This is a genomic window from Alloalcanivorax sp. C16-1, assembly GCF_046507805.1.
In the GTDB taxonomy this organism is placed as follows: Bacteria; Pseudomonadota; Gammaproteobacteria; order Pseudomonadales; family Alcanivoracaceae; genus Alloalcanivorax.
This window is the reverse complement of the sequence record NZ_JBKFTK010000002.1, coordinates 313,369-327,244: the sequence shown is the minus strand read 5'-3', so window position 1 is coordinate 327,244 and position 13,876 is coordinate 313,369. Positions and strand designations below refer to the sequence as shown.

Below are 13,876 nucleotides of genomic sequence, written 5' to 3'. Positions count from 1 at the left end.
GCCCTCGAAAACCGAGGGCTTTATCGTTAGCAACACTGATTCAAGATCACCTTGAAATCAGCCTATTTCAAAAGACCGGTGTGCAACCGAGGTTAGCCAGGCCTGTTGCGCCAAGAGTTGCGCCGGTATAGGAAAAAATTCCGCTAATCGGAATCGAATCCGGCACATTGACCGTTGATCCCGTATCACAGGCGACCGCTGAAGATGTGGATCCCCCCACCCCATTCAGCAGGCCACCGGCAAATGGAGAACCTGCAGCATCGTTAACGGAGGTGATGCCATAGCCGTTCGCGTCAGTATTAATAGTCGCCCCCCCGGCGATAATCGCTGCAACATTAGACGCCCAAGGGAAATTCCCGAAAAACAAAAAGGGACAAGGCGCATTGCCAACCACAAAGCCTGCCGCAACAATCTCCATGTCGCCCGAACAGTTGACTTTTGCACTTAATAACGCATTGCACGAAAAACTCGACCCACCGAATGACCACGTAACCTCCCCCTGATAAGCGCACATTGCATACGGCGCGGGCATGGCATTTACAACACCGACAAAACCAATCACCCCCAAGAATGGGAAAATAGCATAATTTAGGAATTTTATTATTTTCATCACAACCTCTCCTTCAATTTATAGCAATCAGCCAAATCGTGATTTCTACCCTATAAAGAAAAAGCCCTCACATTGTGAGGGCAAGGTATTCAGAAGTAATAAAAATCACGCTTCATCGCCCATCGTTCAGGGCACCAGCGTACAGCCTTTGTTATCCAGGCCAGCCGCATTGAAGGCGGCGCCAGTGTAGGAAAAGGTGCCACTCACGGGAACCTGGTCCGGAACGTTGACGGTAGAGCCGGTATCACAGGCCACGGCGGTTGAGGTGGAGCCGCCAACGCCATTCAGAAGCCCGCCCGCCAGCGGTGACCCGGCCGCATCGTTCACCGACGTAATACCAAGGCCATTGGCATCAGTGTTGATGGTAGCGCCGCCGGCGATAATCGCAGCCGCGTTACCCGTCCAGGGAAAATTCCCCACGAACAAGAACGGACAGGTTGCATCGCCGGCGACCGGGCCGGCAGCGACAATCTCAACGTCGCCGGCACAGTTCACCTTGGTGGCCAGGGTCAGCCAGCAGGTGGACTGGCTACCGCCAAACGTTAGCGTGCTTTCGCCCTTGTAATTACACATCGCGTACGGCGGCGACATAGCACTTGCACTCCCAGCGGCAGCGATCGCCACGGCGCCGGCCAGAGCCAGCATGCTTGATTTCAGGATTTGCGTTTTCATGGTCATTCTCCTTTAACCTATTTTGTTGTTGTCCTTCTGGACAATTTGGCAAGCCTCCCGAGCCGCTCCGATCCGAAAGAGAAAATGGGAACTTCCCTTCTCGGTCGGAGTCGATCCCTTCGGCACCTCCAAATTACAAAGATCACGCAAGCCCACACAATGGATTACACCCCGCCCACCGGGGTTTATTTTTCCAGTTACAATGTTAATGCGCACTTTCAATCACTTATAAAAAGTACTCAGAGTTATTTTTCGGGAACGCGGGTGCCAGATTGGGGATTTTCTTAAAAGGGGACGGACAAGGCGGCGTTTTCTTTATTTGATCTGGTGATATAAAGCTTCTGCTTTAATACATGGCGATCTTTACCCGCGCCTTCCTGTTCCGGAACGTAACGCCCGCCAGGGTTCTATTGCCCGTTACCGGCGCAACGTATATCGGTTTACGGCGCGCGCGGCCGACATAAGGCATAGCGCTTATCGCACGAAAAACAAAGCCGTTCTCCTACATGCAGCTCCTCTACATTTTGCTACTGTCTCTCCGAATACTTTCCTTGACTAGCAACTAAATATAGTTGCAAAATGGAGCGCATTCATGGTCAGCACGGACCGCCTGATCCTTCGCTTACTCTCGCTCGAAAGGACATTTACTTGGGAGGACCTGGAGACACTGCTCGGCAGATTAGGTTACAGGCGGCAAGAAGGCCGCGGCTCGCGCGTCAAATTCACCAATGGCAATTCGCGCCAGTTGATCAACCTGCATCGTCCACACCCTGGCAATGAATTGAAGCGCTATGCGCGGCGACAGATTATCGAGAAACTAGAGGATGGAGGGCTGATCTGAATGGCTACGGTACTGCAGCATCAAGGTTACTACGGGTCAGTCGAGGCGAGCACCGAAGACAACTGTCTGTACGGCAAGGTGCTCTACATCCAGGCGCTGATCAACTATGAAGCGAAAACGGTCACCGCATTGGAAAAGGCGTTTCGCCATGCCGTGGAGGATTATCTGCGCGACTGCGAACAGGGCGGCGTCCCACCTGAGAAACCCTGTAAGGGTTCGTTCAATGTTCGTGTCGGCCATGACCTTCACCTGGCGGCGGCGCGGGTCGCCACCTCGGAAGGCGCGTCCCTGAACGACCTGGTTCGCAAAGCATTAACGCGCTACCTGGCGCAACGAACGGCCCGACATCCGCGGTAGGGACATTTTGGGTCAAGACGGCAAAAATCGAGTATTAGCTCTGCGCCTCCCAGCCCGTGTACGGGAAAACCGGTAGCGCGGCGCCAAGGCTTCCTCCCTGCATCGTTCTTTTCCTACATATTCTGTCCGTGTTGTCGCACAGCCCCGGCGCTGCCGGCGCGGTATCCTGGTGCTCTTTCAGTCTAAGTAGGAGCGTTGCTTATGGATGAGCACGACACCAGTTACAAGCTGCTGTTTGCCCATGACCGGATGGTGCGTGACCTGCTTGCCGGCTTCCTGCCCCCGACGTGGCTCACACGCCTGGATCTGCATTCCTTACAGAAGTTGCACGATGGCCATGTCAGCGATGATCTGCGTGGCCGGCATGGTGATGCGGTCTGGCGCCTTTGCCGCCGCGAGGACCGCCGGCCTCTTTATCTATTGCTGGAGTTCCAGTCGTCGGTGGACCCATTCATGGCTTTGCGGGTCCTCGTCTACACCGGCCTGCTGCATCAGGACCTGGCCCGGCGAGGCGCGCTCGGTACCGGGCGCCGGCTGCCGGCGGTGTTGCCGGTCGTACTCTATAACGGCGAACGCCGCTGGCGCGCGTCCACCCGACTGGGCCCATTGATCGAGACGCCACCGCCGGACCTGGAGGATTTTCAGCCCGAACAGCGTTTTCTGCTGATCGATGAAGGCGCCTGCGACCTGGACCTTTTGGGCCATGATAGTAATTTGGTAGCCGCTCTGTTCCGACTGGAACACCACCGCTCCTCGGACGAAGTGGCGACCGTGTTGGCGCGTTTGATAAAGTGGCTGGCAGGGCCGGAGCTGGCCAGCCTGCGCCGGGCCTTTCTCACCTTGCTGCACCGTCGGCTGCCGCGCTGGTTCCCCGGCGAGGTATTTCCCGACTTTCAGGATATGCAGGAGGCCTACGAGATGATCAGCAACCGTTTCGAGGAATGGAAGGAGCGCCAGCGCTTGGTGGGTTTGGAGCAAGGCGTGGCGCGCGGTATGGCACAGGGCCGTCTGGAAGGCGAACGCGCCCTGGTGGCGCGGCAGATACAACGTCGCTTCGGCGAGCTGCCCGCCCACCTCAACCTGCGGCTGCAGAGCGCCTCCGAAGAAGAGCTGGCGACCTGGGCCGATCGTATCCTGGATGCCAGGAGCCTCGACGACCTGTTCACCTGACGGGTGGTACGGGTGCCTGTGCGGTCAACGGGTACCCGCCGACCGCCCGCCGTTTACTTCTTCTTCTTTTTCTTCTTGGGTGGCCGCCCCGGGCCACGGGATTCAATTCGGCGGCCGGTAAGCGCCTCGATTTCGTCGACGAAGCCCGGGTTGCCGATCAGCTGGCCGCGACGCAGCTGGGTTTCGATCAACTCCGCTTCCTTGGGGTCCACCCCCATGGCCAGGAAGCCGCGGTAGCGTTCGCGTCGTTCCGCGTCGGTGTCGGCCAGTTCCAGATAATCCGTATCGTGGTCCACGTACCATTCGTGGGCCAGCCGCGCCCGCCAGCTGATCCAGGGGTGCAGTTTCACCGAGCAGCTCAGGCCCAGGCGCACCGGCAGGGTTTCGATGTAGCGCAGGCATGCCAGGCGCCAGTGCCCGTTTTGCACCAGACTGCTGCGGTAAGGGCCCTGCCAGGGGCTGCCGGTGCGGCCGTGGCAGCTGTTGTAGGTGCGGGTGTAAACCATGCCCAGGTGACGCATCAGGGCGGTGAGATTGCTCTTCGAATGGCGCGGCGACACCAGCAGGTGCACCTCGTTGGGCAGCAGGCACCAGGCCTGAACGTCCACGTGGTGACGAATGCGCGCCTCGCCCATCAAGGTCAGAAACCGCCGATAATCCCAGGCGGTATGGAAAATGGCCTCACCGTTGTGGCCGCGCATTTGCACGTAGTGTGAATAGCCTGGCAGCACCAGACGTCCCTTCCCCGACATAAACCCTCCCTGGGCCTGGCCCTGAGCACGATTCCAATGGCACGGGCCGGGCCCGTGCGGCCTTTCTCGCCACGGCGGGCGAGCCGGCCTGGGTGGGCATGGCCCTTATTGTTGATTTCGGTTTTCTTGTTGACGTTGTGCTTTTCAGGACAGCGCGACCGGGTCGGTCTTCACGCTCTCCTTACCTAGCAGTTTAGCGACGCTGGATAAGAAAACAAATTTACAACGGCAAAAAATATCCCGGTCCTATTTTTATAACTTATTGATTTTCTTTGAGATTCAAAATTTTCACAAAAAAAGTCACTATTTTCTCAATCTGCTCGACGCGTATATTGACTTTTTATCAGAGGACAGACCCTTTCAAGGGTCTTTTTTGGGGGGACGGCCACGGCCGCGATTGCTGATGCGATTACCGGTAAGGGCTTCGACTTCGTCGGCGAAATTGGCGTCGCCGGTGAGCTGGTTGCGCTCCACCGCATTGCGGATCAGATCCTGCTCCCATTCCGGAGCCGGCGCGTTTAAATAGGTGGTGTAGGCCTGGCGGCGGCGCGCTTCGTCAGCGCCCAGCGTCAGCCAGCCGGGCACCACGTCCAGTATGCCGGTGCCGACCGGCCCGAGCCGTTCGGCAAGGCTGGTCCAACGGTAGCCGTCCGCGCTGGGAACCCATTCTTCCCGCACCGGCAGGGTTTCAAGAAAACGCACACAGGGCAGCATCCAGCTTTCCTGCACGGGGCTGGAGCGATAGCGGCTTTCCCACAAGGTGCCGCGACGGGCTTCGCGGGCATTGCGGAAACGGGTCATGCGCGCGGCCAGGGATTTCATGAACTCCCCCATGGCCGCGGCGTCATCGCCGGGGTTTACCAGTAGATGTACTTCGTTGGGCAACAGGCACCATGCATATACGTCAAGCCCAAAGCTCCGCTTCAGCTCTTTAACGTCCGCCAGATACTTGGAGTAGTCTTCTTCTTCTTTGAATACGGCCTGACGATTGTGGCCTCGATGAAGAATATGATGGGGGTAACCCGGAAGAACAACGCGCCTCTTCCTCGGCATTCTCTCCCTCGATTTCTCTCTTTTTGTTGGACGCCAGTCTAACGGCAAATATCCGGGAAATAAATTAAATGAAACATTTTTAAAATGACTACGTCCCCTTTTTTAGACTAACGGCTGGCTCACAAAAAAAGGGGACGGATTTATTAAAATTGTTTTTTATAGCATAAAAGCACATTGATAATTTTCAGAAAAAACAGGAAAGCGCACACCACTGGCTCTGAGTAGTCCAGAAAAATCCGGCAACCATGCGGCTTTCAAACAACCATGTTTACGAGTGTTGACGTTCCGACAGGGTATTCCTGAAAAATGTCAGGACGCGCCGCCAGCTGTCCTCGGCGGCATCCGGTTCATAGCGAGCACGCAACGGGCTGTAGTCCCCCAGCCGTTTGAAGTAGAAGGTTTGGTGATCGTTCATGTAGGAATGGCCGGCGTCCGGGTAGGTTTTGACGTCATGGGGGACGCCCAGCTCATCCAGATGGCGGGCGAGACGTTCGCCGTGGCCGCCGTAGATCAGGTCTTTCTTGCCCCAGCCGCCCACCACCGGGCAGATGCCGGTCAGCGCTTCGGCGCGCCGGGGCACGCCGCCGTAGAACGGCGCCACCACTTTGAGCCCGCCCCGGGCGGCGAACAGCAACGCGAAGCGACCGCCCATGCAGAAGCCCATCATCGCCACTGCCTCAACCGGTTCGTCGTCCTGTTCCAGCACCCAGTGACGGCAGGCTTCCAGGTGGTCAAAGGCGTCGCCGTGGCCGCGCTCATGGTCGCGCAGGGTACGCGCCACGCACAGAGCGCGGATGCCGGGGCGGTCGTAGAGGTCCGGCGCCAGCACCGGGTAGCCGTTGTCGGCCAGTCGTTCGGCGATGCGCGCCTGGTCCTCGGTGAAGCCGAAGATATCGTGGATCACGATCACCGCCGCGTTCAGGCCGTTGTTGCTTGCGGGCCGGTACCAGCGGGCACGCATACGGTACCCGTCCGGCAGGACGACGTGGGTGAGCAGGGGCTGGGCGGTCATGACGGCTCCTCGATCGGGTTATTTTCCCCGAGAGTAGCGCCGTTTCCGCCGCACGCCAGACGGTGCGCGCCGATTGGCCCGAACGGCGGATGGCGGCTCCGGCCGCGACCCGGTCAGCCGGTGTTGCGCATGCCCGCGGCGATGCCGGCGATGGTCACCATCAGCGCGCTTTCCAGCACGTCGTCGCCGTCGCGGCCGCGCAGGCGCGCCATCAGCTCCGCCTGCAGCAGGTGCAGCGGGTCGGTGTAAGGGTCGCGCACGCGGATCGACCAGCTCATCACCGGGTTGTTGACCAGCAGGTCCTCGCGATCGGTCAGCCGGTGCAGGGCGTCCACGCTGGCCGCCAGCCGCTGGCGCAAGGTATCGCCCAGGCGCTTCAGGTCCGGGGCGTCGGTGAGGCGTTCCTCGTACCAGGCCGCCACCCGCGGGTCGGCCTTGGCGAGCACCATCTCCAGCATGTCCACCACGCCCTGGAAGAACGGCCAGCGCTCCGCCATCTGGCGCACCAGCGCGGTCTCGTCGTCGCTGTCCAGGGCCGCCTCCAGGGCGGCGCCGGTGCCCAGCCAGGCGGGCAGCATCAGGCGGATCTGGGTCCAGGCGAACACCCAGGGAATGGCGCGCAGGGTCTCCACCCCGCCGCCGGGTTTGCGGCGCGCCGGGCGGCTGCCCAGGGCCAGGCGGCTCAGTTCGGTTTCCGGGGTGACGGTGCGCAGGTAACCCACCAGCGCCGGATCGTCGCGCACCACCTGCCGGTAGCCCTGCACCGACACGTCGGTGAGCTTCTGCATCTGTCGGCGCCAGGCGTCCTCGGGTTCGCCCGGTGGCAGCAGGGTGGCCTCCAGGGTGGCGGCCACGTACTGCTCCAGATTGTAGGCGGCCACCGACGGACGCCCGTATTTGAAACGGATCACCTCGCCCTGTTCGGTGACCCGGATGCGGCCGGCCACCGAACCGGGGGGCTGCGACAGCAGCGCCATGCGGGTGGGCGAACCGCCCCGCGAGATGGAGCCGCCGCGACCGTGGAACAGGGTCAGCGGCACACCGTGATCGCGGAACAGGCCGGTGAGTTTTTCCTGGGCGCTGAACTGCGCCCAGGCGGCGCCGAGAAAGCCGGCGTCCTTGGCCGAGTCGGAATAGCCGATCATCACTTCCTGGCCGTCACTCACCCGCTGCCGGTAGAGCGGAATGTCGAGCAGCGCGGTCATGGTGTCGCCGGCGTTGTTCAGATCGTCCAGGGTTTCGAACAGCGGCACCACGCGCATCGGGTTGCGCACCCCGGCGATCTTCTGCAGCAGCATCACGGCGAGCACGTCCGAGGGCCCGCGTGCCATGGAAATCACATAGGCGCCCAGGCCTTCCGGACCCTGCTCGGCGATCACCTTGCAGGTCTCCAGCACCTCGCGCACGTCGCCGTCGCACAGGTCCGCCCGGTAGAAGGCGTCGTCCACCAGCGGCCGGCGGCTTTCCAGTTCCTTGAGCAGGAACGCCTGCTTCTGCGCTTCGTCCCAGTCGCCGTAGCCGCCCAGGCCCAGGTAACGGGTGATGGCGTCCAGGGCGGCGGTATGGCGGGTGGATTCCTGACGCACGTCCAGGCACAGCAGGGTGATGCCAAAGCAGTTCAGGCGGCGCAGGGTGTCCTTGAGCTCACCGTCGGCGATGGCCGCCAGGCCCACCTCGCGCAGGGAGCGGTCGATCAGCAGCAGTTCGTCGAGCAACTGGCGGCCTTCGGTAAAGCCTTCACCGTCCGGCACCGGCCGCCCTTCCACCAGGGCCTCCATGCGCCGGCGGGTGATCTTGAGGCGGTCGCGCACGTCCCGCAGTACCACCCGGTAGGGTTCGTGGCTGGGGCCGGTGCGCGCCAGCAGTTCGTCGCTGGCGCGGTGCATGGACAGATCGGCAAGCAGGTTTTCCACGTCGCGCAGATACAGATCGGCGGCCATCCAGCGGGCCAGCAGCAGCACCTCGCGGGTAACCGTGGCGGTGACGTTGGGGTTGCCGTCGCGGTCGCCGCCCATCCAGGAGGCGAAGCGGATCGGCACCCAGGCGGACGGCGGCGTGTCCAGCCCGGCCAGGGCCAGTTCCGCCTCGATGTCGCGCATGACCCGCGGCACGGCACGCCACAGGGACTGCTCGATCACCGCGAAGCCCCACTTGGCCTCGTCCACCGGGGTGGGCCGCTCGCGGCGGATCTCATCGGTGCTCCAGGCGGACAGGATCAGCTCACGCAGGCGCTGGCGCAGGCCGTGTTCTTCCTCCGTGGTCAGATCCGGGCGGTCGCGCTCGGCCAGCAGATCGGCCATCTGGTCGTATTTACGAATCAGGGTGCGCCGGGTCACCTCGGTGGGGTGGGCGGTGAGCACCAGCTCCACGGACAACGGCGTCAGGGTGTCGCGGATGCGCTCCGCCGGCACGCCCTGCTCTTTCAGCTTTGCCAGCACCTGGCGCAGGCCCTGGTCGGTGTCCGGATCGCCGGGATAGCGTTCATGGCGGCGGTGCAGCCGTTCCCGGTGGTGCTGCTCGGCGATGTTGGCCAGGTTCAGGAACTGGCTGAAGGCGCGCGCCACTTCCAGCAGGGTGGCGTCGTCCAGGGGGCCCAGCAGCTCGCGCAGGCGCGCCAGTTCCACCTCGCCCTGGGAGCGGCTTTCCACCGCCGCCTGGCGGATCGTTTCCACGGTGTCGTAAAGCCGTTCACCGGCCTGCTCGCGGAGCACCGCGCCCAGCTCCTCGCCCAGCAGGCGCACATCTTCGCGCAGCGGCGCGTGTTGGTCCTGATCCATGTCACTCCCCATTCTGCTCAGCTCCCGGCCATCAATTTTTGCTACCGAATGGTGCATGCTACTGCATTCCATACTGCCCGCACGGCCCGGGCTCGACCGTGAAGCGCTTTTTTACAACAATCGTCAAACCGGTATCTTTATTCCGTACCGGGGGTGAAGCAACATAGCGCCCAGCAAACCGAGGAACGTCAACCGCCATGGAAACCCCGAGCCGCATGTCCACGGAGCAGGGCGTGATTATCCTGCAATACGTCGCGAGGGCGTTGTTCGCCGTGCTGGCGGTGATCTATTTCAATCATTCCTCGGCGTTCTTCTTCACCCTGCCGGCGGTCACGCCCTGGGTGCTGGCCGGCACCTATCTGGGTCTGCAGCTGGTGTTCCTGGTGGCGCGCCTTCCCCACGCCGCCCTGCTCGCCTCGCTGCTGGACCTGGTGATCCTCGGCATCGTGATCCTGATCGACGCCGGCGAGCCGCCGCCGACCATGGCCCTGCTGTTCCTGGCCGTGCTCAGCAACGGCCTGCTGCACGGCCTGAAGCGGTTCCTGGTGATGCTCGCCGCCGCCGAGGTGGTGCTGGTGATCGTCATGCCGATCCGCATCAGCTACGGCGAGGCCGGCAATCCGTTCGACCCGGCCGCCTCCGCCAGCCTGTTCCTGCTGGCCGCGCTCACCGTCTGCATGCTGTATTTCGGGCTGATGATCTGGCGTAACCAGGTGCTGGCCCGGCAGTCCATGGAGAACGCCTGGCGCGATCCGCAGACCGGCTTTATCAGCCGCGCCGCCCTGAGCAGCACCGCCGGTTGGTTGATTCCCCTGCACGACCGCCTGTCGTCGCCGCTGACCCTGGTGCTGGTGCACGACGAGGACCTCAACGCCCTGGCGGACACGGTCGGTCAGCGCCTGCGCCGTAGCGACATCGTGGCCCGCTATGACGAGGACCATCTGGCGCTGCTGCTGCCCTGCACCGCCGCCGGCGCCGCCGAGAAGGTGCTCGCCGATCTGCGCCAGGCGCGGCCGGGCCTGCGCGCGGCGGTGATGACCCTGCACAGCGCCAACGCCGCCCTGGAGCAGGCCCTTCATCATCTGCAGACCGCCATGCCGCGCACCCGCAGCGACGACGCCCACTGGCTGGCCCACGCCTCGCCGCTGACCTGAACCGGGTGCGACGCCGGACGTAACCAAAGCGTAACCATTTCCTCACACGATGCCGCCCGCCGTGACGTATCCTCGTGGCTGAGTCAAAGATCGGGGAAGCCATCATGAAGCCATATTGGATCGCGCTGCTCGGCGCGCTGTGCGCACCGGCCTGGGGCCAGCAGGCCCAGCCACGCATCATCGGCGGTGAAGCCGCCCCCGCCGGGGAATGGCCGTGGATGGCTCAGGTCGATGTGGCGTTCGCGCCCGGGGAATTCGGCCTGTGCGGCGGCTCCCATCTGGCGCCGAACTGGGTGGTGACCGCCGGGCATTGTGTCACCACCGACAACGACCAGCGGGTGGCCGCGCAGTCCATTGAGGTGTTGCTGGGAAGCGTGTTTCTGGATCGCGGCACTCGCTACACCGGGACCGCGCTCTACGTGCCGGACAACTTCCGCCGCACCCAGGGCCGCGAGTTCGACAACGACATCGCCCTGGTGCGCATCAACGGCCCGGCCATGGGCGAGCGCCCCAGCCTGATCGGTAGCACGCAGTTCCAGGATCTGCAGAGCCGCTCCGCCGCCGAGCGGGATGAGGCCCTGACCGCCCTGGGCTGGGGCGTGACCCGGCCCGGCGGCAACACCCCGGCCGCCCGGCTGCAGGAAGTCCAGCTGGACTATGTGCCCACCGGCACCTGCCTGAACCAATGGGGCAGCGGCAATTTCAACAGCGCCACCATGGTGTGCGCCGACGAACTGAACCCCCTGGACGGCCAGCAACAGGACACCTGCATCGGCGACAGCGGCGGCCCCCTGTTCATCGGCCGGGACAGCGACCCCTACGTGGTTGGCCTGACCAGCTACGGCCAGGTTAACTGCGCCGACGAGCTGCCCTCGGTGTACACCAATCTGAGCAGCCAGATCGGCTTCGTGGAAGCGGCCACCGCCGATGCCGGCGATCCGCTGGTGGACCTGGCCCTGGAGAACACCGGCGAGCGACTGTACGCGGCGGCGGCGGGCACCGTTTCCCGTACCCTGACCCTGGCCAACCGCAGCCAGAGCAACACCGTCACCGGCGCCAGCATCGCGGTGAGCGATGGCGGTGATCTGGACGTACGTCTGGGCGGGCAAAGCTGCACGCTGTTCAACAACCCCTGCTACACCGCCTCCGGTACCCTGGGCACCACGCTGCTCAACCGCACCGATCAGGTGGCGCTGAGCGCCAGCTACAATGGTCTCACGACGCCGGCGCTGGCCACCCTGACGCTGGACGCCGGCGCCGACCAGGAAGAATACCGAATCAAGAATAACCGCCACGAGCTGACGCTGATTTTCTCCGATCAGGCGGACCTGGCGGTGAGCGCCCGCATCATCGCCTCCAGCCGCGACGGCAACGACCAAGGCGTGGCCGACGTCCAGGTGACGGTGCGCAACCTGAGCACCGTCAGCGGCGCCGACGCCAGCCAGGTGACGGTGACGCCGTCGCTGCCCGCCGGCACCACCATCAGGAACAGCTCCGTGCCCTGCGACACGGTGTGCCGGGTGGGCGATCTTGGCGCCGACCAGAGCACCGATTTCACCCTGACGCTGGTAACCGGCACGCTCCAGGAAGACGACCTGGGCCTGACCGTGGCCGCCAATGGCGGCGACTTCCCCACCGACAACAACGACACCACCCTGCCGCTCACCTACACCGCCTCCACGGCGAGTGGCGCGGCCGACGGCGGTGGTGGCGGCGGTGGCGCACTGGGATGGATGGGGATGCTGCTGGCGTTGCTGGCGGCGGCGCGCTATCGCGGCTGAAACGGTACGCCGCGATCAACCACCACGCAGCATCCGCTCCAGATAAGCGAACAGATAGTCCGCGTCGGTGAGCGGCGCCCGGTAGGCCAGGTGGCCGTCCGGGCGCATCAGCCACAGGCGGCTGGCGTCGCCGAACGCCGCCTCGAAGGCGCCGTGTTCATCCCGCCACAGGTGGACCGCCCGGGCCATGGCCCCCTGGGGCGGGTCCAGCTCCAGGTCGCCACGGCTGATCACCGTGACCCGCAGCTCATTCAGGTATTCATCCGGCAGCCGCGACAACAGCGCGTGCAGGATCACCCGCGAGCGGTGGTCCGGTTCCTCGCCCAGCTGCACCAGCAGATGATGCAGCGGCTGGCGCAGCAATGCCTGCACCCGCCGCTCGCCGCCGTCCCGCTGGGACACCAGGGCGGCATCGGGCACCCGGTCACCGGGCAAGGGCCCTTGGTGGCGCCAGCCCATCTCCGCGTCCGGGCCGGCGTCCACCAGCGGCGAGTGCCGATAATGCACATCCAGTTGGCTGGCGCGACGCACCAGCCGGCGAGTCATCTGCGGGCGACCGCCGGCCAGCTTGATCAGTGAATCGCGGGCGCCGCGCAGCGCCCGGGCACGCACCAGCGAAGCCCGCGACAGGGCATCCACGCCGCGCAGCATATCCTCGGCCACCGGCCGGCGTTCCTGCTGGTAGCTGTCCAGCAGCTTGCCGCCGCCATAGCCCCGACAAAACAGCACCAGCTTCCAGGCCAGGTTGAAGGCGTCGCCAATGCCGGTGTTCATGCCCTGGGCCCCCAGCGGGCTTTGCACATGGCAGGCGTCGCCGGCGAGCAGAATACGGTTGCGCCGGTAATGGCTGACCAGCCGCCGCTGAATGGTGAACCGGCTCATCCAGCGGGCCCGCTCCGGCACCGGCACCTGCGCGCCCAGGGCCGCGCGCAGGCGCTCCTGGAAAGCCTCCAGCCGGGGTTCGCCGTCCTCCTCGTCCGGGTCGCCGTTCTCGCTGATCACCAGCCGCCAGCCCTCGGGCATGGGAATCGCCGCCAGATTGCCGTCCGCCAGCATGAAACCGTGGAAGGCGTCGTCGTCCAGGTCCGTGGGTGTCCAGTCCACGTCGGCGAGCAGAAAATGTTCCCGGTAGTCGTGGCCCTCGAACGGCAGCCCCAGCAGTTCGCGGACCCGGGAATGGGCGCCGTCGGCCCCCACCAGCAGCTGGGTGCCGAGCACCGTCTCCTGGCCGTCATGGCGCACCACCGCGGTGACCCCGGAGCCGTCCTGGCTGGCTTCCAGCAGTTCGGCGCCGCGCCACAGCTCGCCGCCAAGGCGCCGGTAGCGCTGCTCCAGCACCGCTTCCAGGCGCGGCTGCGGGCAGCACAGCAGTTCCGGAAACGGCGAGGTCAGATCGCCGAACTCCAGGTCCAGCAACGGGCCTTTTTCGCCGTGCACGCGGATCCGCGCCAGCGGCCGGGCCTCGGCGCGCACCGCCTCCAGCACCCCCATGGCGTCGAAAATCTCCAGGGTGCGGGCGTGCAGCCCCAGGGCCCGTGAATGTGGCAGCCGCTCCGGCAGCTTGTCGATCACCCGGCAGGGCACGCCGGCGCGCAGCAGATTGATGCCCAGGGTCAGCCCGGTAGGGCCGGCGCCGACGATCAGCACCTTGGGGGCGGTGGAACCGGTGTTCATGACCATGCCGTTACCCGAAACAG

The 13,876-nt window shown here is 63.9% G+C and carries 12 protein-coding genes; 5 read left to right on the top strand and 7 right to left on the bottom strand.

The genetic code is table 11. The features are described from left to right. Positions 1-67 precede the first annotated feature (67 nt). Both ACLD0W_RS08720 and ACLD0W_RS08715 read right to left on the bottom strand, forming a co-directional pair. Positions 68-610, bottom strand: coding sequence for a hypothetical protein (locus tag ACLD0W_RS08720; RefSeq protein WP_410307097.1), 543 nt, complete (start codon positions 608-610; stop codon positions 68-70). 126 nt (positions 611-736) lie between these two features. Then, positions 737-1,282 (bottom strand): hypothetical protein, encoded by a 546-nt coding sequence (locus tag ACLD0W_RS08715; protein WP_410307096.1) that lies wholly within the window; start codon positions 1,280-1,282, stop codon positions 737-739. Positions 1,283-1,874: 592 nt separating this feature from the next. On the opposite strand from ACLD0W_RS08715, the gene ACLD0W_RS08710 reads away from it, so the two are divergent. The 3 genes from ACLD0W_RS08710 (at position 1,875) to ACLD0W_RS08700 (ending at position 3,650) form a co-directional block, all read left to right on the top strand. Further along, complete coding sequence (locus tag ACLD0W_RS08710) at positions 1,875-2,123, top strand: type II toxin-antitoxin system HicA family toxin (RefSeq protein WP_410307095.1); 249 nt, start codon at positions 1,875-1,877, stop codon at positions 2,121-2,123. Then, entirely contained in the window at positions 2,124-2,480 is a 357-nt protein-coding gene (locus tag ACLD0W_RS08705; protein ID WP_410307094.1) for a type II toxin-antitoxin system HicB family antitoxin, read from the top strand. A gap of 201 nt (positions 2,481-2,681) precedes the next feature. Next, a complete protein-coding gene (locus ACLD0W_RS08700; protein ID WP_410307093.1) occupies positions 2,682-3,650 on the top strand; it encodes an Rpn family recombination-promoting nuclease/putative transposase in 969 nt (322 codons plus the stop codon). A 53-nt stretch (positions 3,651-3,703) separates the two neighbouring features. On the opposite strand, the gene ACLD0W_RS08695 is transcribed toward ACLD0W_RS08700, so the two are convergent. The 4 genes from ACLD0W_RS08695 to ppc form a co-directional block, all read right to left on the bottom strand. Beyond that, complete coding sequence (locus ACLD0W_RS08695; RefSeq protein WP_410307092.1) at positions 3,704-4,402, bottom strand: transposase; 699 nt, start codon at positions 4,400-4,402, stop codon at positions 3,704-3,706. A 360-nt stretch (positions 4,403-4,762) separates the two neighbouring features. Continuing rightward, positions 4,763-5,455: a transposase gene (locus tag ACLD0W_RS08690; protein WP_410307091.1), complete on the bottom strand. Its 693-nt coding sequence runs from the start codon at positions 5,453-5,455 to the stop codon at positions 4,763-4,765. Positions 5,456-5,723: 268 nt separating this feature from the next. Next, positions 5,724-6,467, bottom strand: a complete 744-nt coding sequence (locus ACLD0W_RS08685; protein WP_410307090.1) for a dienelactone hydrolase family protein — start codon at positions 6,465-6,467, stop codon at positions 5,724-5,726. A 113-nt stretch (positions 6,468-6,580) separates the two neighbouring features. Next, positions 6,581-9,244: a phosphoenolpyruvate carboxylase gene (gene ppc / locus ACLD0W_RS08680; RefSeq protein ID WP_410307089.1), complete on the bottom strand. Its 2,664-nt coding sequence runs from the start codon at positions 9,242-9,244 to the stop codon at positions 6,581-6,583. 197 nt (positions 9,245-9,441) lie between these two features. On the opposite strand from ppc, the gene ACLD0W_RS08675 reads away from it, so the two are divergent. After that, positions 9,442-10,398, top strand: a complete 957-nt coding sequence (locus tag ACLD0W_RS08675) for a GGDEF domain-containing protein (RefSeq protein WP_410307088.1) — start codon at positions 9,442-9,444, stop codon at positions 10,396-10,398. Between the two features lie 104 nt (positions 10,399-10,502). Continuing rightward, entirely contained in the window at positions 10,503-12,179 is a 1,677-nt protein-coding gene (locus ACLD0W_RS08670; RefSeq protein ID WP_410307087.1) for a trypsin-like serine protease, read from the top strand. Between the two features lie 15 nt (positions 12,180-12,194). On the opposite strand, the gene ACLD0W_RS08665 is transcribed toward ACLD0W_RS08670, so the two are convergent. Then, the gene (locus ACLD0W_RS08665; protein ID WP_410307086.1) at positions 12,195-13,853 is read right to left on the bottom strand and encodes an FAD-dependent monooxygenase; all 1,659 of its coding nucleotides are present in this window, start codon (positions 13,851-13,853) and stop codon (positions 12,195-12,197) included. Positions 13,854-13,876: the final 23 nt, after the last annotated feature.

Bases quoted from the DNA above. Each gene is read 5' to 3' on its own strand.
- ACLD0W_RS08700 (WP_410307093.1), top strand. From the start codon at position 2,682: ATGGATGAGCACGACACCAGTTACAAGCTGCTGTTTGCCCATGACCGG.
- ACLD0W_RS08710 (WP_410307095.1), top strand. From the start codon at position 1,875: ATGGTCAGCACGGACCGCCTGATCCTTCGCTTACTCTCGCTCGAAAGG.
- ACLD0W_RS08675 (WP_410307088.1), top strand. From the start codon at position 9,442: ATGGAAACCCCGAGCCGCATGTCCACGGAGCAGGGCGTGATTATCCTG.
- ACLD0W_RS08690 (WP_410307091.1), bottom strand. From the start codon at position 5,455: ATGCCGAGGAAGAGGCGCGTTGTTCTTCCGGGTTACCCCCATCATATT.
- ppc (WP_410307089.1), bottom strand. From the start codon at position 9,244: ATGGATCAGGACCAACACGCGCCGCTGCGCGAAGATGTGCGCCTGCTG.
- ACLD0W_RS08720 (WP_410307097.1), bottom strand. From the start codon at position 610: ATGAAAATAATAAAATTCCTAAATTATGCTATTTTCCCATTCTTGGGG.
- ACLD0W_RS08715 (WP_410307096.1), bottom strand. From the start codon at position 1,282: ATGAAAACGCAAATCCTGAAATCAAGCATGCTGGCTCTGGCCGGCGCC.
- ACLD0W_RS08665 (WP_410307086.1), bottom strand. From the start codon at position 13,853: ATGAACACCGGTTCCACCGCCCCCAAGGTGCTGATCGTCGGCGCCGGC.
- ACLD0W_RS08685 (WP_410307090.1), bottom strand. From the start codon at position 6,467: ATGACCGCCCAGCCCCTGCTCACCCACGTCGTCCTGCCGGACGGGTAC.
- ACLD0W_RS08695 (WP_410307092.1), bottom strand. From the start codon at position 4,402: ATGTCGGGGAAGGGACGTCTGGTGCTGCCAGGCTATTCACACTACGTG.
- ACLD0W_RS08705 (WP_410307094.1), top strand. From the start codon at position 2,124: ATGGCTACGGTACTGCAGCATCAAGGTTACTACGGGTCAGTCGAGGCG.
- ACLD0W_RS08670 (WP_410307087.1), top strand. From the start codon at position 10,503: ATGAAGCCATATTGGATCGCGCTGCTCGGCGCGCTGTGCGCACCGGCC.